The sequence below is a fragment of the Finegoldia sp. BIOML-A1 genome (assembly GCF_009678325.1).
In the GTDB taxonomy this organism is placed as follows: domain Bacteria; phylum Bacillota; class Clostridia; order Tissierellales; family Peptoniphilaceae; genus Finegoldia; species Finegoldia magna.
On record NZ_WKZF01000001.1, the window covers coordinates 315332 to 333410 of the forward strand.

Annotated in this window: 14 protein-coding genes; 4 read left to right on the top strand and 10 right to left on the bottom strand. The window is 33.4% G+C overall.

Translation table 11 applies throughout. The annotated features are described in order from the left end of the window. Nucleotides 1-187: 187 nt before the first annotated feature. The 4 genes from GKG00_RS01495 to GKG00_RS01510 form a co-directional block, all read right to left on the bottom strand. Nucleotides 188-1279, bottom strand: coding sequence for a type II secretion system F family protein (locus tag GKG00_RS01495; RefSeq protein ID WP_154253911.1), 1092 nt, complete (start codon nt 1277-1279; stop codon nt 188-190). Further along, nucleotides 1269-2429: a GspE/PulE family protein gene (locus GKG00_RS01500; protein ID WP_154253912.1), complete on the bottom strand. Its 1161-nt coding sequence runs from the start codon at nt 2427-2429 to the stop codon at nt 1269-1271. The genes GKG00_RS01495 and GKG00_RS01500 overlap by 11 nt, the downstream gene beginning before the upstream one ends. A gap of 104 nt (nt 2430-2533) precedes the next feature. Continuing rightward, a complete protein-coding gene (locus GKG00_RS01505; protein ID WP_154253913.1) occupies nt 2534-4282 on the bottom strand; it encodes an ABC transporter ATP-binding protein in 1749 nt (582 codons plus the stop codon). A 118-nt stretch (nt 4283-4400) separates the two neighbouring features. Beyond that, entirely contained in the window at nt 4401-5000 is a 600-nt protein-coding gene (locus tag GKG00_RS01510) for a hypothetical protein (RefSeq protein ID WP_154253914.1), read from the bottom strand. A gap of 384 nt (nt 5001-5384) precedes the next feature. Between GKG00_RS01510 and GKG00_RS01515 the strand changes: the two genes are divergently transcribed. Together GKG00_RS01515 and GKG00_RS01520 are read left to right on the top strand one after the other, a co-directional pair. Beyond that, entirely contained in the window at nt 5385-7280 is a 1896-nt protein-coding gene (locus tag GKG00_RS01515) for a S9 family peptidase (RefSeq protein ID WP_154253915.1), read from the top strand. Between the two features lie 3 nt (nt 7281-7283). Next, nucleotides 7284-8138 (top strand): YihY/virulence factor BrkB family protein, encoded by an 855-nt coding sequence (locus GKG00_RS01520; protein WP_154253916.1) that lies wholly within the window; start codon nt 7284-7286, stop codon nt 8136-8138. A 344-nt stretch (nt 8139-8482) separates the two neighbouring features. Here GKG00_RS01520 and GKG00_RS01525 read toward each other — a convergent pair whose 3' ends face one another. Next, nucleotides 8483-9565, bottom strand: a complete 1083-nt coding sequence (locus GKG00_RS01525; protein ID WP_154253917.1) for a sugar diacid recognition domain-containing protein — start codon at nt 9563-9565, stop codon at nt 8483-8485. 103 nt (nt 9566-9668) lie between these two features. Between GKG00_RS01525 and GKG00_RS01530 the strand changes: the two genes are divergently transcribed. Continuing rightward, nucleotides 9669-10799 carry a glycerate kinase gene (locus tag GKG00_RS01530; RefSeq protein ID WP_154253919.1) on the top strand — a complete coding sequence of 377 codons (1131 nt, stop codon included), beginning with the start codon at nt 9669-9671 and terminating at the stop codon, nt 10797-10799. A 1-nt stretch (nt 10800) separates the two neighbouring features. Then, nucleotides 10801-12066, top strand: a complete 1266-nt coding sequence (locus tag GKG00_RS01535) for a GntP family permease (RefSeq protein ID WP_154253920.1) — start codon at nt 10801-10803, stop codon at nt 12064-12066. Between the two features lie 48 nt (nt 12067-12114). Here GKG00_RS01535 and GKG00_RS01540 read toward each other — a convergent pair whose 3' ends face one another. The 5 genes from GKG00_RS01540 to GKG00_RS09085 all read right to left on the bottom strand — a co-directional run bounded on the left by GKG00_RS01540 (nt 12115) and on the right by GKG00_RS09085 (nt 18075). Then, nucleotides 12115-13227 carry an ABC transporter permease gene (locus GKG00_RS01540; RefSeq protein WP_154253921.1) on the bottom strand — a complete coding sequence of 371 codons (1113 nt, stop codon included), beginning with the start codon at nt 13225-13227 and terminating at the stop codon, nt 12115-12117. Further along, complete coding sequence (locus GKG00_RS01545; protein ID WP_154253923.1) at nt 13214-14311, bottom strand: ABC transporter permease; 1098 nt, start codon at nt 14309-14311, stop codon at nt 13214-13216. Before GKG00_RS01545 ends, GKG00_RS01540 begins: the two co-directional genes overlap by 14 nt. 1 nt (nt 14312) lies before the next feature. Then, nucleotides 14313-15251 (bottom strand): ABC transporter ATP-binding protein, encoded by a 939-nt coding sequence (locus tag GKG00_RS01550; protein WP_154253924.1) that lies wholly within the window; start codon nt 15249-15251, stop codon nt 14313-14315. 165 nt (nt 15252-15416) lie between these two features. Beyond that, nucleotides 15417-16712: a branched-chain amino acid transport system II carrier protein gene (gene brnQ / locus GKG00_RS01555; RefSeq protein ID WP_154253926.1), complete on the bottom strand. Its 1296-nt coding sequence runs from the start codon at nt 16710-16712 to the stop codon at nt 15417-15419. A gap of 178 nt (nt 16713-16890) precedes the next feature. Continuing rightward, nucleotides 16891-18075, bottom strand: a complete 1185-nt coding sequence (locus GKG00_RS09085; protein ID WP_346962822.1) for a TVP38/TMEM64 family protein — start codon at nt 18073-18075, stop codon at nt 16891-16893. Nucleotides 18076-18079: the final 4 nt, after the last annotated feature.

Consider the following 18079-nt stretch of genomic DNA (forward strand, 5'->3'; position numbering starts at 1 on the left):
ATAATATTCAATGCTTTTTTAATAAAATATTCAACGCTCATGCTAAGAATATCATACGGAAAAAATTGACTTTCGTACCGCGTAAGCGAAGCGTACTTACGATTTTAGGATTTTAAGATTTAGAAATCAACAATTTTTGTAGTCTAGATATTCGTGCATGAGCTTTAATATTTTATACCACAGTTTTTTAATTGAATGAGTTTATCACGTCAAACATAGGAATAGTGATGGATATTACGATAAATCCTACGATTACTGCCATGAAGATTATAAGCATTGGCTCTAATATGCTTATAAATGATTTGATTGCATATTCCACTTCCCCATCGTAAAATTCTGATAATTTTTCGAAAATATCTCCCAGTTCTCCAGTGTTTTCTGCAACTTTTAGCATAGAGTTGAACACTTGCGGAGTAATTTTTCTTTTATTGAACGCTTCTTCCAGTGTAAACTCTCCGGATTCTATTTCTCTGAAAATATCGGAAAGTTGTTGTTTGTAGTATTTGTTTTTCATGGATTTTTGAATTATGATGAGTCCATCCAAAATCGTCATGGAATTTTTGTGAGTTATGCTCAAACTCCTCGCAATTTCTGATGAAATTACGATTTTTCTTTGTTTACCAAAAATTGATTTGGTCGTTTTGAATTTGTCCAGATAATATCCAAATTTTGTTCTTCGATAAGCTATAATACCTCCTGCTGTTATTAAAAGTAAAATAATGAGTATTAATAATCCGTTCTCGTTAATTGCATTTGATACTGAAATTAAAATTCTTGTAGACAGTGGCAGCACCATGTCAGAGCTTTCGAACAAATCCACAAATGTAGGAATGACGTTTTTGAGCATAAATATCAGCATTACAATTCCCGTAACAGTGAGAATTATAGGATAAATCATAGCGTTTTGAACTTTTTTGTTGATATCGTAGGTTCTCTCATAGTATTTACTCAAATCGTAGACTACTTTGTCGAGCCTCCCACTTTCTTCTCCGAGTTTCATCATTGATGTAAAAAACATATCGAAGTTTTTGTCATTTGCAAAACTTTCCGACACGCTCATTCCATTATTCAAATTCTCAGAAACTTTGTCCAAGCTCGGTTTAAGTTGCTTGAATTCTTTTTGTTCTTTAAGTAGATTTATGATTTCGATGATTGGAATCTTAGCGTTCAGAAGAATTGAAAACTGTCTCAAAAACAAAAACAGTTTTTTCTTCGATACTTTGAGATTTATTTCTTTTTTTAAGATGCTATCTTCTTTTAATAAACTGTCAATCTTCATTGTACAACCTCATTGCTTCGTCAAATGAAGTATTGCCAAGTGCTACTTGTATCAAAGCTTTTTTGAACAAACTGTCGATGTTATTTTCTTCACCGTAATTTTTCAAAGATTTCAAGTTCATATCTTTTTTGATTAAACTTCTCAAATCATCGTCGATTTTTAGTATTTGCATGACAGCCATTCTTCCCTCGTAACCAGAACTACATTCATCGCAATTTCCCGGCTCGTAAATTTCAGTTGGATTTAATCCGTTAGATCTGAAAACTTCCATTTGTGAAGGTGTTGGCGTGACTTTTTTCTTACAATGAGGACACAATTTTCTCACCAATCTTTGCGCGATAACAACTTTAAGAGATGCTCTTATCATATAATCTTCAATTCCCATATCCATAAGTCTGATTATGGACTGATAGCAATCGTCTGTGTGAATTGTAGAGTAAACTTTGTGGCCTGTGATGGATGCTCTAATCGCAAGCTTCGCAGTTTCCAAGTCTCTAATTTCTCCAACCATTATTACAGAAGGGTCTTGTCTTAGTACAAACTTCAACGTATTATCAAATCTCAGCCCGATTTTTTCGTTGATTTGAATTTGATTGATACCAAAAATATTGTACTCAACTGGATTTTCAATCGTGATAATATTTTTATCGATTGTATTTTCTCGTTCTAGCATTGTGTAAAGCGTTGTTGTTTTCCCGCTTCCAGTTGGCCCACAAATCAGTACCATTCCGTTTTCAAATTTCGTAAATCCTTCTATCATTTGTTGTTCACATTCAGAAATCCCAAGATTTTGCATACCGATTTTGAAAGATTCTGGATTCAAAATTCTAATAACGCATTTTTGACCGTGAATTGTGTTGATAATGCTAATTCTAAGATCTATTTTTGTGTTTTCATATGTATATGTAATTCTTCCATCTTGTGGAAGTCTCTTTTCTGCAATATCAAGCTCACTCATTATTTTAATTCTAGTAATTATTTTTGAATGCATACTCTTGTCCACAGTTTTGTATTCCATCAAACTTCCATTGATTCTGAATCTAATCCTGACATTTTCTTCAAATGGTTCAATGTGAATGTCGCTGGAATTTTTTCTGATTGCATCATCAATTATAGAATTTACAAATAAAATATTATCGTTGATTTCCATTGTTGTCTCCTTGTATATATCTAATTTAATTATATCATTAAAATAATAAAATCAATCTACAAATAAAAAAATACCAACTGCATTGCAGTTGATATCTTTCATATTTACACCAATAATCTGCCACCTTGTGTGTACAAATTATAATAATATCCTTTTTGTTCCATTAATTGTTGGTGCGTTCCTCGTTCGATTATTCCTTCTTCAGTCAACACCAAAATCAAATCTGCGTTTTGAACCGTTGTAAGTCTGTGGGCTATTGTAAGTGAGCTTCTTCCTTTTGCCAAGTTTTCCAATGATTCTTGCACGATAAATTCGCTCTTATTGTCAAGCGCTGATGTAGCTTCGTCTAATATCAAAATCGGTGGATTTTTCAAGAAAACTCTCGCGATTGAAATTCTTTGTTTTTGACCACCTGATAACATTACTCCACGTTCTCCAACATAAGTGTCAAATCCATTTTCCAAGTTCATTATAAAATCGTACGCTCCTGCTGCTTTTGCTGCATCGATTACTTCTTGTTCTGTTGCATCTGGTTTTCCGTACAATATGTTTTCTCTGACAGTTCCACTGAACAAATACACATCTTGTTGCACCATTCCGATGTTTGAACGAAGCGATTGAAGTTTGATTTTGCGAACGTCAATTCCTTCCACCAAAATCTCTCCATCTTCTACATCGTAAAATCTAGGAATCAAATTACACAAAGTGGTTTTTCCGCCGCCTGAAGGTCCCACCAAGGCAACTTTTTGTCCTGGATTTATCGTAAATGAAATATTGTTAAGCACATTCTCGCTGTTGTTATTGTATTTAAAGCTAACATCCTTGATTTCGATTTTACCTTTGACGTTTTCCAAATCCACAGCGTCTTCGTCATCGAAAATCTCGATATCTTGATCCATTATTTCCGTAAATCTTTCGATACCAGTCATTCCACGTTGGAATTGTTCCGTAAATTCTACAATTCTTCTCACAGTTGTAAGTAACGTTTGAACATAAAGGATGAATGCTACGATGTCCCCACTACTCATCTTCCCTTCGACTAGGAAAAGTCCACCGAATAAAACCACGATAATGTACATTATTCCATCAAATGCTTTTGTTATCGTGTTAAATCCAGCCATTGATGCGTAAGTTTCTGATTTTATATCCAAGAATTTCTTGTTACCTTTTTGGAATTTTTCGATTTCGACATCTTCATTTGCGAATGATTTTACAACTTTAACTCCTAGCAAACTGTCTTCTATGTCCGCATTCAACACTCCGATGTGATGTTTTTGTTCTTTGAATCCTTTTCGCATTCTTCTGTTGTATTTGGATGCAAACACAATCATTAAAGGAATTGATAAGAACAAAATCACCGTCAATAATGCATTCAATCTAACTAAGATTACAAATGAAACTATTATTTTGATAAGTCCAATGAAATATTCTTCTGGACAGTGATGCGAAAATTCAGTTATATCGAACAAATCAGATGTAATTCTTGCCATAATTTGTCCGACTTTTGTTTCGTTAAAATACGAATCGGAAAGTTTTTGCAAATGTTGGAACACATCGTATCTCATGTCCGTTTCAATCTTTGCTCCCATTATATGACCAGTTTTTGTCATGTAGTATCCTGCCAACAAATCTATTATTTTGATGACCAAAAGCAAAGCCGCCATTCTGTAAATCATTTCTCTTGTCAAAGAATATGTTCCAAGCCCTGCGTTTGTTAGTCTTCTCAAAATCATCGGCAACACCATATCTGTAAGCGTCGTAAGAGCAGCACAGAACAAATCAAACATCAAAATGAATTTGTATTTTTTAAAATAAGGCATAACCCTTTTTATCAGATTGAGATTTCTTTTCATACTTGTATCCTTTCTTTTAAAATTAACCAATACAACAATTATAGCACATTAAATTATTTTACATAAGAAACAAACCGCCAAATCCAAAATCAATCTGATTTCAAACTAGGCGGCCAATTTATTTTGTGGATAATTTTTTCATTAATATTGTAATTGCAAAAAATCCTACCAATATTAAAATGTAAATAATAATATTCAGTGTGAACAAATTTTGCTTCACTGGTCCTGAAAAAATCGAAAAATATGAAAACAAAACAATTCCAATCGCTGATATGGCAATCAAAATGTATCTGAATTTACTGTCATGAAATCTCTTTTCTTTTCTGGAGATTATAATCGGAGTTGCGATTACAGCTGCAAACATCGTCAAATAAAGTATAACTGCAGACACTGAAATTTGTTTAAATTCCAATCCTAAAAAATTTCTAACTAGATTGGTAAAAAGTCCAACAGAAGTTATCAACAAAAAGTAATACACAAATTCTATTAATTTATTCGCTATACTCACATTAGAAAAATCTTCAATGTAGTTGTTCACCTTTCGAAGTTCTGATTTGTACAATTCTTCTGTAGGAAATGCGCCCTTTTTTTGTAACTGCATCAAATCAATATCCAAAAGTTTCTCACATCCACTAAATGTCTTAAAATACAAGTTTCTAGTCTTCAAGTTTATCAAAATTCTTTGTTTTATATCTGAAAAATCTTCATCCAATTTCATTCGTTTTCACCTCTCATATATAATACCATAAAAAAACTATAAATTATTCAGTTGATATTCAAAAATTATTCACGATATTTTATCCCAAATTGTTGGTAAGTTTTTGTGGATAAATGTGGATAATGTGGATAACTTTGTGGATATCTTGAAATAAGCCAAATTTTTTACACAAATTATCGTCAATTTTTGTGGAAAAAATTTGTATAACTTATTTGAAATGTATGTTCGATAAATTTATTTAACACTCAGTTAATAAATATAATCGAACTTTCAAAATACTTACATTAAAATTCAATTCATTTTCAATGTATTACTTTTCCTAAAGTATATCGTAGCAGTCGATTATGTTATAATTATCTTAATATATAAATGAAGGAGAGTTATATGAAATATTTCGATTACGATTCATTTAAAGACTTTACATTTATTTCAAAGTTAAAAGCTTTAAAAAACTCAGACGATATTTTCTGTGTTACAACCACAGCTAATATAGAAGAAAACAAATACGATTCTAACATACACAAAGTAGGAGGCAATAAAAACTTCACAAGTTCCAACAAGGACTCTTCTTTTTTTGAATTGAATGATGGAGATTTATTGATTATGAGAAATTCAGAAAAAGAAGAAGATTCTGACACATCATCTTTTTACAGACTTCCCGTCGATGGTGGAGAGGCTGTAAAAGAATTCGACATAGATTTGAAAAGTGTGGACGTTCTTTTTGAATTAGAAGATTCTTTTATTGTAAAATACGAATTCGACAGACATCACGAAATGAATAAAATAACAGAGGAAGAAAAAAACAATGATGTCGAAGTTCTCACAGAACTACCTTATTTTGAAAATGCTGTTGGGTTTACTGACAAGAAAAGAACTAGACTTGCAAGATATTTTCCAAGCATCGACAAAACGGATATACTAACAGATGAATTTTCAAATATTTCATCTGTAGACATCAATGATGACAAATCAAAACTTATTTTCGTGAGAAATTCCTACGAAAACGTAATGAAAATCGAAGATGAATTAGTTGAATACGATTTGAAATCTGGAAAAGAGTCTGTGATTTTACAAGGTTTTATGATAATGTCTGCGAAATATTTCAATGACGATATTGTGATTCTCGCCACAGATGGAAAAGAACATGGGCTCAACCAAGACTGTGAAATCTACAAAGTTGTGGATAATAAAGCTATAAAGCTAAACGAAGAACACTACTGCTTGTACAATTCCATAGGATGTGATTTGAAATATTCTTATGGTAGTCAAATCGAAAAAACTGACGACTTCATGTATTTTGTAATTTTAGGAGGATATGGCAGTGCGATTTTGAGAATGGATAAGAATTACAAATTCGATAAGATTTTCTCCACAAATAATTCTATCAATATGATTTCTGTAAAAAACGATGATGTTTACTACGTCTTGATTACTGAAAATCACGGACAAGAAGTTTACAAATTAAATGGAGAACAATTAACTCATTTAAATAATGACGAATATCATATAAGCAAAAAAGACAAATTTACTTTCGAAAATGATGGTAATTCATTCACAGGCTGGGTGATTTATCCAAAAGATTACGACGAAAATAAAAAATATCCAGGCGTTTTGTCCGTACATGGCGGTCCAAAAACTGTTTTCGGTGAAGTATTGTTCCATGAAATGGAATTACTGTCTTCTAAAGGATATTTTGTTTTCTATACAAATCCACGTGGAAGTGACGGATATGGAAATGAATTTATGGATATAAGAGGAAAATACGGAGATGTGGATTATTCAGATTTGATGAAATTCACAGATATTGTTATTGACAAATATCCTATCGACAAACTTGGCTACACCGGAGGATCTTACGGAGGATTCATGGCAAATTGGATGATGACCCACACTAACAGGTTTGATTGTTTTGTAAGTCAACGTTCGATTTCAAATTGGATTTCTTTCAGTTTGATTTCAGATATTGGATATTATTTTGGAACAGATCAAAACCACACTGAAACAGTGTTAGATGATTATGATAAATTGTGGGATAAATCTCCGCTAAAATACGCAAAGAATGCACACACTCCAACTCTTTTTATTCATTCCACAAAAGATTACAGATGTCCGGTGTCTGAAGGAATGCAAATGTTTCAAGCTTTGAAACTTAACAACACACAAACAAGGTTTGTGATGTTTTACGGAGAAAACCACGAACTTTCACGTTCTGGAAAACCTAAAAACAGAATCAGAAGATTAAAAGAAATCTGCGATTGGTTTGATGAATATTTGAGGTAGATGATGAAAAAACAGAAAAAAGAAAAAAAGAATTTGTTCTTCAAAAAATTATTGCAATCAATAAAAGAAGACCAAATCCCATTATTAAGCGCACAAACAACCTATCATTTTATAATGAGCTTGGTGCCATTTCTAATAGTTTTATTAAATATTGTGTTGATGGTTGCTGCTAGTAAACTTGATTTGATTTTCAAATGGATGGAAGTAATTCCCTCTGAAACGAGAAATATACTAATGACATTAATCAACACGATTATAAGTAACAGATCCTCATCTGTACTTTCCATCTCTTTGTTGGTGGCGTTGTGGTCTAGTTCTAAAGCTTTGAAATCTTTAATCAAAGCTATGAACAAAGCATTTGATGTGAGAAGCGAGAATGGATTTTTGAAAACACAACTCAAAAGCATTCTGTTCACCGTGGTACTACTTTTATTGTTGATGGTGACATTGGTATTTATCGCATTTGGTGGTTTGATTTTAAATCTAATTGAGCAATATATGAAAATACGAATACCTTACTTCGCACAATTATTCAGATATTTAATACCTATTGTATCCATGATTTTTGGATTCACATTGCTATACAAATTCGCACCTGATTTTGGTTCAACGAGAAGTATCAAATGGAAATCCGCAATGCTAGGAGGAACTATCGCAACCATCGGATGGCTTTTAATTACAGTGTTGTATTCGTTCTACGTTTCCAACATTTCGAATATGTCCTTGACATACGGTCCATTGGTAGGCGTGTTCGCACTTTTTGTGTGGATTAATTTATCTTCGCAAATAATTTTGATTTCAGCAGAAATCACAGCCAACTACGACCAAGTTAAAAGAGGCGTTATTTATTCGACTTAGAAATATATGAAATAAAAATAGACAAACCGATACGGTTAGAATATCATACGGAGAAAATAAGTATAAATTCAAGCGAAGTGAATCGTAAAAAAATTGTGCTGTCTGAGCCGAAGGCGAGTTCACAATTTTAGATTCACAAGCTTAGAATTTATTTATTTGCGTAGTCTAGATATTCGTTCGTATCGGTGTCTATTTTCATATATCTTGAAGCTATCTTTAGCAATATTTGTAGACAGATAAGTGGTTTACGAGTTTTTGTGTTTTATTGTCTTAAAACTACCTATACATATTTTTGTAGTCTAGATATTCGTGCGTGATGGTTTTGCTACTTTTTACTACATTTTCTAATTCAATATAAAAGCCAAATACAACCTGATAAAATCTTCTACATTTCTAGGGTCAAGGCCTGTAATATCCCTGAGTTTATTCAGTCTGTACTGAACGGTATTTTTGTGTACAAACAAATCCTCAGCGCATTTTGTTATGCTTTGATTATTTGTCGCATAAATTTTTATCAAATCTTTGTAAATATTGTAATCTTCGTCGGAAATATCTTTCAATACGACTTGCTTGAATTTTTTGATTCTGTCTTTTTTGATACTTCCAAGCAAAATTCCCAAATCCAATGTGGAATAATCCACAACGCAGTCTCTTCTTTGCAAATTATCCAACCAATCCAACGCAACCATGCAATTGTCATAGTTTTTCTTAAATTGGCTAATCATTTTGAATGACCCGCTGATGCCAAAATACACCCTACTATCTATTGCATCGTGAATTTGGTTTCTAATTTTTTCCAGTTTTTTCTTTATGATAATCTTATCTACGTTGTTTGAAAGAATTACAATTTCTCCGTAAAAAACGCTGTATACGAAATTATTGGATAGATTATTCTCCAAGATTTTGTAAATTTTATCGGAGTCTTTCAACAAAAATCTGTTATCAGAGTTTTTGCCGACTATTACGTATTTTTCATCTTCACTTTCCAAATACCTGTACAAACTATAATCATCTAATTCATTTATCAAACTTTCAAACAGATACTTGTTCATGTCTTTTTTCTTCAATCTGTTTTTCTCAACGAGTTGTTCTTTGACAAGTATTTCGGTCATTTTTTTGATGATATTACCGTATTTCATCACTTCATCTTTGTTTCCAGTGATGCCGATAACGGCTATGATTTCTCCGTCGATTGTAACTGGGATATTAATCCCCTTCTTTGCTCCAACGTATTCTTTTTCATTATCAACAAAAATGGTTTTGTTTTGCTTTACGCATTCCTTCGCAGCTTCGTGATAAGTGCCCATTCTATTTGAATTTGTAGAATAAATAATATATCCTTCTTGGTCAAAAAAGTTCAAATCGTAATCAATAACATCTTTTAATTTTTCGACTATCATTTTTGCAGTGTGATCAGAAATTCTCATTTGTTCTCCATAATAATAAATTTATTTGTTCATTTAACATTATTATTACATAAAACATACATTTGTGCAATCGTTTGTTATAAAATTGAGATAGGAGGTTGTTATGAATATATTAGTATTGATAGACTCTTTTAAAGGCAGTTTGAGTTCTTTGGAAGCAGGAGAAATCATAAAAAAAGCTTGTGAAAAAAATCCTTCAAACAAAGTAATCGTAAAACCTGTTGCTGACGGTGGAGAAGGAACTATTGATTCATTAAAGGATATTAAAAACGCTAAAATAGTTGAAGTCGATGTACATAATCCTTTGATGGAACATCACACAGCTAGATATTTGATAGTAGATGATAAACTTGCAATTATGGAAATGAGTGAATCCAGCGGACTTACACTTATAAAAGATAACCTGGATCCAATGAATGCTACGACTTTCGGAGTTGGAGATATGATCAATGACGCTTTGGATAAAAATATCAGAGAATTTATCATTGGTATTGGCGGCTCTGCAACTACAGATGGCGGCATGGGAATGCTAAGAAGTTTGGGAGCGCGATTTTTTGACAAAAATGGAATCGAAATCTCAAACGGTCCAATAGGAATTATAGATTTGGAAACAATTGATTTGGAAAATTTCGATGAAAGACTTAAGGAATGCACATTCCAAATAGCTTGTGATGTCGATAATCCATTGTGTGGACAACGTGGATCGGCAAGAGTATTTGCACCACAAAAAGGCGCAAGTCCAAAACAAGTCGAAGAATTGGATAAACTTTTGGGCAAATATCACGAAGTTACAAAAAAAGTTATTCCTGATGCAAATGATACGATTGAGGGAGCTGGTGCTGCTGGTGGTTTGGGATATGCCTTCAAAAATTATTTGAATGCAGAATTAAAACCAGGAATTGAAATTATTCTAGAAATGCTTGGTGCAGATGAGTTAATCAAAAATTCTGATTTGATTATCACTGGCGAAGGCAAGATGGATTTCCAAACTTCCATGGGAAAAACTCCTGTTGGAATTGCAAAGCTCGCAAAGAAATACAACAAAAAAGTCATCGCTTTTTGCGGCGTTTGCGATAACGATGCAGTCTCTGTTAACGATAGAGGAATCGATGCTTTCTTCCCTATTCTAAATAAATGTATGCAAACAAATGAAGCTATGGATAAAAAAGTTTCAGAAGAAAACTTGTACAGAAGTGTTGACCAAATAATGAAATTAATAAATTTATGGAGGTAGTATGGACAAAGTAACATTTTCAACGATTGGAGCATTGATTGGCTTAGCGTTATCAATTTTTCTAATCATCAAAAACTTCCACGCAACTTACGCACTTATCATAGGTGCTTTGGTTGGTGGACTTATCGGTGGAGGCGGACTTGTGGGAACTGTGTCTGCCATGGTAAAAGGTTCTGAATCAATGATGAGTTCAGTTCTAAGAATTATGACAAGTGGTATTTTGGCAGGCTGTTTGGTTAAAACAGGCGCTGCAGAAAAAATCGCAGACACGATTATCAAAAAATTAGGCGAACAAAAGGCTTTGATTGCTATTGCGATTTCTACGATGATTATCTGTGCTGTCGGTGTATTCATTGACATTTCAGTTATCACTTGTGCACCTATCGCCCTTGCAGTTGGTAAGAAATCAAATCTTTCCAAATCCAGCATTTTATTGGCTATGATTGGTGGAGGAAAAGCTGGTAATGTAATCAGCCCTAACCCAAACACTATTGCAACTGCTGAAGGATTCAAACTAAATCTTACATCTTTGATGTATGTGAATATCATTCCTGCAATTTGCGCATTAATCGTAACGATTATTATTGCAATGGCTTTAGCAAAGAAAAAAACTGATGTCATAGATTCAAGTGATTTGGAATCTTCTGAAAGAACAAACTTGCCAAGTTTCTTCGCATCAATTATAGGTCCTGTTACTGTAATTGTTTTATTGGCACTTAGACCACTTGCCAAAATCACAATCGACCCGTTGATCGCACTTCCTTTGGGAGGATTTGTGTGCTTATTAGCTACAAAAGAAACTAAGAATACCAAAGAATATGTCAACTACGGTTTCTCAAAAATAATCGGAGTTTGTGCACTTTTAATCGGTACAGGAACAATAGCAGGAATTATCAAAAATTCAACACTACAAACTGATATGATTAATTTGATTACTGCATTTAATCTTCCTGCATTTATCCTTGCTCCAGTAGCGGGTATTTTAATGGGAGGTGCAACAGCAAGTACAACTGCTGGAAGTACAATAGCATCTCAAACATTCGCCAAATCATTAATCGATGCAAATGTAACTGCACTAAATGCTGGTGCTATGGTTCATGCAGGTGCTACAGTTATCGACTCACTTCCTCACGGATCATTCTTCCATGCAACTGGTGGATCTGTCAAAATGTCTATCGCTGACAGATTGAAAATCATTCCTTACGAAGCAGCCGTAGGTTTGACGACTACAATCGCATCAGTATTAGTATATTTAATTACAAAATAATTTTTCTCAAAAGTAAAGGCTATGAGCACACAACTCATAGCCTTATTTTTATTTGTTGATATTATCGTTACCTTTTGGTTTTGCCAAAACAGAAATCACTATAAATACTATACTAAATCCTAATATTATCAAAAGATTCGGCAATATTTTTGAAATTTCAGGAAATTCTTCTAAAATTTCATTGTTTTTAATATAGTAAAATCCTGGGAAAATTCTACCTATTGTAAGAGCAGTTTTCCCTAGTAATTCTTGTGGAACAAATGCCCCACACAAAAATGATGATCCAAGTGAAACGATGTTCATTACTCCTTGAACTGTGTTAGAATTTTTGATTACACTTGATATCATCACTGCCATCGACACCACAGATATCGTAAATACAAACGAATTAAGCATCATAAGATTGATGTGAGTCTTCGTAAAATCGTATTTGTACAAAACGCAGAATAGTATCATGTAAATTAACCAAAACACAAGTCCTGTGACGATGTGACCAAGCATCAACTCCATATTAATTCTAGTTCTTGGACATGGTGACACGTTATTTCTCATAAGAATTGGCTGTTTTTTGTAGACCAAAGCGATGTTAGAAACGACTAATATCACTTGCGCAAGTAGTAAGTAGTTTAAAAAGTTAAAGTAGAATTTAGATTTATCTTTTTTGGAATTTACACTTCCCTCTTTAATGCTAACATCTATTTTTTTGTCTAAATCATCATTCGCGTTTTTTATAGCCTCATTTTCAGTAAATCCACTTTTTTCGTAGTAACTAACTTGGCTTAGATAAATATTTATCTTTTCTTTGATATCCATCGCATAAGCATTATTAGGAGCGACTTTGTATAAAACTTGTTTTGTTATGTCAAAATCCTCTGGAATTATTACAGCTGCGTTGATAATATCGTAGAAAAGTTTGTCGTCTACGATTGTTTCATCCATCGTTTTTATCTTGGCGTTCCTGTCCAAATAATCGTACAGAGATTTGGACAGTTTGGTATTCGCTTTGTCTTGCACATAAATATTTACATCAACTGGTTTGTACGAAGTTTGTGTAGTATTCTTCATAGCAAAGCTCATCAACACGAAGAAAATTATAGTGTACAAAAGTATAGGAGTTTTGTGTGCCCATGTGATTTTAAAATAATTCTTAAAGACTCTCATACTCTTTACCTCTCATGAAAAATAGTGACGCTACGACAAATACAACTGTGATTATCAAAAGATTAATAACGTCTTTGTTAAATCGTGTCAATGAATCGTAATAATATAACGAATACACCGCATCTGTAACTACAGCAACAGGATTGATTTTGTTGATAACAGGAAGTTTCTCTGCGATGATTACTTTTATTTCTGGAACCATCATTCCCGCTAAAAATGACATCAGCATAGTTATCGCGATTCCCATTCCGATTTTTGTGTCAAGACTTGCTTTGTTGGACACTCCTATTAAGATTCCAAACGCAACTCCACAAAGAGATGAGATGCTTGCAAGTCCTATCAACGCTCCTATCCTATCTCCGAATCCAACTCCAAGTGCGTATTTCAAATATGCGATAAATAATACTGTGATTGCGAAATTGATAATCCAGCTTACTAGAACTGACGCAGAAAGCATGACGCTTTTTTTAGTTGGAGAAACTGCGTTACGTTTCGCATTTGTAGACAAGTTTGCTTCGTATTGGAAGCTAACGAAAAGCCCCCACATGTATCCGTAAATCGTCGTCATCCCTAAAAGCGTGTAGAAAAACACATTCACAGGATTCATGTTTTTTCTTGAAACGTCTTTGATGTGATCGTCAACATTTAAGATTTTTCCGATATCAGCCGTCGGATTTTTCTGCATAATCTTAGTTATCATGGATACTTTTTGTGAATATGAATTCATAATAGTTTCGACGATTGTCTCAGAAATCCCAGATTTTTTTGTGTAGATTTTATCCATTGAATCAATGTACGCTTTTACATCTTCGTTAGTATTCAATATATCTTCGTTTTTTGATTCTACAACCTTGAAATATTTCTCATCTTCCATCTCATTCATGAAGTTTTTGAAATTTTCATCTTGCATAAGAGTTTCATTAACAGCTACATCAATGGTTTTGAATTTACTATTTTCATTGATATTTCCAAATGCGAGTTTGAAGAAAATCCCCAGAACAATCGGAAACAACAACGCCCAAAAAAGCATCGCTTTCTGTCTCAAAAGCAGCTTAAAAGTATTTTTAAATGAATGTAGAAACATATCAATCCCTCAAATCTTTGCCCGTTAATTCCAAGAAAACATCGTTAAGACTTGGCTTTTCGACATTCAAAGAACTGTAGTTAATGTTCTTTTCATCCAAAAGTTTAATCAACTTCATTAAATACCCATCTCTATGAGAAAAACTCAATTTAACATTGCCGTCCTTATTTTCAAAATTCATCAAGTGTGGAAGAGTTTTGATTTGAGATATCACATCTTCATTTAATTCTGTCGATGTGAAGCTTATCTTCTCGTTCATTTCAATCATATTTTTGAGTTGTTCTGATGAGCCCTTTGCAATGACTTTGCCCTTGTCAATTATCACGATATTATCACACAAGAAATCAACTTCATCCATATAATGCGATGTATAAATTATCGTTGAGCCATCTTCGTTTAGTTTTTTTATGCCTTCCAAAATACTATTTCTAGATTGCGGATCAACAGCAACAGTCGGCTCATCTAGGATAATTAGCTCAGGTTTATGTGCAATTCCACAAGCTATGTTAAGTCTTCTTAGTAAACCTCCCGATAATTTTTTCGGTTTAAACTTAACAAAATCATTCAGACTTACCAAATCCAACGCCCTTTTCACAAGCTTACTTCTTTCAGATTTGTCTTGTATGTATAATCCACAGAAATAGTCGATGTTTTCGTAGACAGTCAACTCATCATACACTGCCACATCTTGAAACACCACGCCAATTCTTTTTTTGATATCATAAGCATCAGCAGACATTTCTTTTCCGAAAATCTTCACACTTCCAGAATCCTTTTTCAAAAGCGACAACATGCAATTGATAGTTGTAGATTTCCCACTACCGTTTGGACCAAGTAGTCCCAGAATTTCTCCTTTTTTCACGTCCAAATCCAAATTGTCGACCGCAGTAAGTTCCTTGTATTTTTTTACAAGACCTCTGACCTCAATAAGGTTTTCCATAAAATCCTCCATAAATTTTATTTCTATCTTTATTATATAATTAATCAATCATTATTGTGTAAAAAGTTTGTAAACAAAGTGCAAAATTAATTATAAAACCACTAAATTCCTTAAATTTGCCAAAAAAGTCAGCACAAAGAAAAACTTTATGCTGAATTTTTTCGTCTATGCTAATTTCTTTTTATCTTGGATATAAGCAATTACTCCAAACACTGCCCCCATAACAATCGCTGGCAACAGCCACTCAAATCCAACAGAACTTAGAGGAAGAGTTTTGATTGCATCTGTAAAACCTTGTAAAATTTTAAAATTTTGATTCAAAACTTCCACGAAACTCACAACAAATGTCGCAAGCACTGCCCCTGTGTATATCAAATCGTATTTTATATATTTTTCGAAAATTCCTAAAAATATAAGTACCATAATTATAGGATAAACTGTCGACAGTATTGGAACTGCTGCTTTAATAAGCGCTTCAACCCCAACAAGTGAAAGCACACCAGAAATCACAACTGTTGCCAAAACAATTGGTTTGTATCCCAATTTGTCTTTTGTAATATTCGAGAAGAAATCTCCGGCAATCGCACTGAGCCCAACAGAAGTAGTCAAACATGCCAATGACACCGCAATTCCTATGGCTATTTTCCCAGCTGAACCTAAAATATTTTGAACCGTTCCAAGTAGTATGTCTACTCTTGTGTTTTGAACTGTGTAAATCTTGGATGCAGTCGCTCCAACATAAATCAATCCACCGTAAATAATCGCCAATAAAACAAATGCCACAAGTCCGACCCACTTAACTAATTTTAGTCTTTCTTCATCGTTTACATATCCCTTTCTTTTCAAATCAGAAACTACAATCCCTGTCATAAGCGCTGCTCCAAGAGCATCCATGGTTTGATATCCTTCTGCAAATCCTTTCAAAAATATCTGATTTTCGGTTGCAATATTCATAACACCAATAGGATCTACGATACACTTACCTATAATAACTAATAAAATAATTACCAATCCAGGCGTCAAATACTTACCGATTTTATCGATAACACCTGTTTCGTTGAATACGAAAATCGCCGTTAACATGAAAAATATTAACGCTGTTACCCATTCTGGAGTTCCCGGAAAAACTTTAGACACGAAAACTTCGTGAGTTGTCGCTGCAGTTCTAGGAATTGCAAAAAGAGGTCCAATGGTCAATATGGTAACGGTTCCAAGAATCTTAGCAAATTTATTCCCAACTCTTTTTCCAAGATCTTCTGCTCCTCCACCTAGCTTAGCGGTGATGATTACCCCAAGTATAGGTAGTACAGGGTCTGTCAACAAAAATCCTAGCATTGCCTTTTTGTACTCAGTTCCCGAAAGCACACCTAAATAAGGTGGAAAAATAAGGTTTCCTGCGCCAAAGAATATTGCAAATAACGCAAATCCTACGATAATGACGTCCTTAAATTTCTTATTCAAAATATCCTCCTATGTATTTCTATATCTTTATAGAAAATGATTTCATAATTAAATTTTAATTCTAAAAAGTTTTATTGTCAAATTTATTTATCCCATTATCAAAATAAAGCGTAATATTTTTACAAATAAAATTTTGCAAAAAAATCATAGGCCACATCAATGACCTATGATTATAATTCTATTCTACTACTTTTCCGCCCTTTTTCTTTTGTTTGTCGTTGTAAACTTTCTTAGCTATACCAATCATGATTGATAATGCAAACAATGTCAAAAGACCCAAGAAAAGTTTTTGCGCTCCACCAGTCAATGTTCCTCCAACGTATGAATAAACAATTGTTGCAGGTAATTGACCAATTCCAGTCGCTATGAAAAATGACCAGAATCCCATGTTAGTAAGACCTGCACCATAACTTACAAAGTCGAATGAAACAAATGGTAAAAGTCTGCAAATTAATATTGCATATTTTCCGTATCTTTCAAAAAATACGTCAACACTTTCCATAGCACCTTTGCTTGTTAGTCTTTCAACAGCATCTCTTCCTAAAGCTCTCGCTAAGAAAAAGCAAAGTGCAGCTCCTGCCATCGCTGATGACCAAGAAAGCATAGCTCCCTTAACCCATCCAAATATTGCAGCATTTGATAAAGTAATCAAGAATGCTGGAATAGGGGCCGCAATTGATTGAAGAACCATCAAAATAAATGATACAACTGCTGCTTGTTTTCCGTAAGATCTCAAATATGCTACAACTACATCAGTATCTAATTTTGAAATCGTAGAGAAAGCCTCATTAGTTTTAGCTTTAACTGAAGGTACAAAGAAATATAATCCCAACAACACTCCAAGAATAATTAAAGCGATAATTCTTTGGATTTTTCTCTTGTGTTTAAGTTCAGCTATTTCTTCAGGTGTTTTTTCTTCTCTTAAATCGCTAAGTTTAACTTCTTCTTCTCTCATAGCTTTACGTTCTTCTCTACTATAATACTTTTGATATTTCTTCTGAGTAAAAACTATATAGAGGTTGATTAAGTTAACAATTACGATAACTGCGATTGTAGGAACGAGAATATTCTTAACTGGTCCATGATACATTATAAACTCTTTTACAATGTAGATAAGACTTTGAGTTTTCCCACCTATTAGTGCAATTAAGAATATCGTCGCTTCCAAAGCAAAGAATACATATCTGTTGATATTTGTATAAGCAATTCCTAGTATCAATCCAAAAGCCGTAAAGATAAACATTACTAGCTGCTGGCTAACCATCATCTCAAAATTTACGTTGAATAACAAAAGTAAACAACATAAAACCCCGATGGCTACGCCCGTAGTTAAATAATAAAATATCGCCCTTAACTTTTTCACTTGA

Coding starts and splice junctions, on each gene's coding strand:
- GKG00_RS01495 (WP_154253911.1), bottom strand. CDS start 1,279: ATGAAGATTGACAGTTTATTAAAAGAAGATAGCATCTTAAAAAAAGAA.
- GKG00_RS01545 (WP_154253923.1), bottom strand. CDS start 14,311: ATGTTTCTACATTCATTTAAAAATACTTTTAAGCTGCTTTTGAGACAG.
- GKG00_RS01535 (WP_154253920.1), top strand. CDS start 10,801: ATGGACAAAGTAACATTTTCAACGATTGGAGCATTGATTGGCTTAGCG.
- GKG00_RS01500 (WP_154253912.1), bottom strand. CDS start 2,429: ATGGAAATCAACGATAATATTTTATTTGTAAATTCTATAATTGATGAT.
- GKG00_RS01525 (WP_154253917.1), bottom strand. CDS start 9,565: ATGAGAATTTCTGATCACACTGCAAAAATGATAGTCGAAAAATTAAAA.
- GKG00_RS01540 (WP_154253921.1), bottom strand. CDS start 13,227: ATGAGAGTCTTTAAGAATTATTTTAAAATCACATGGGCACACAAAACT.
- GKG00_RS01515 (WP_154253915.1), top strand. CDS start 5,385: ATGAAATATTTCGATTACGATTCATTTAAAGACTTTACATTTATTTCA.
- GKG00_RS01530 (WP_154253919.1), top strand. CDS start 9,669: ATGAATATATTAGTATTGATAGACTCTTTTAAAGGCAGTTTGAGTTCT.
- GKG00_RS01505 (WP_154253913.1), bottom strand. CDS start 4,282: ATGAAAAGAAATCTCAATCTGATAAAAAGGGTTATGCCTTATTTTAAA.
- GKG00_RS01520 (WP_154253916.1), top strand. CDS start 7,284: ATGAAAAAACAGAAAAAAGAAAAAAAGAATTTGTTCTTCAAAAAATTA.
- GKG00_RS01550 (WP_154253924.1), bottom strand. CDS start 15,251: ATGGAAAACCTTATTGAGGTCAGAGGTCTTGTAAAAAAATACAAGGAA.
- GKG00_RS01510 (WP_154253914.1), bottom strand. CDS start 5,000: ATGAAATTGGATGAAGATTTTTCAGATATAAAACAAAGAATTTTGATA.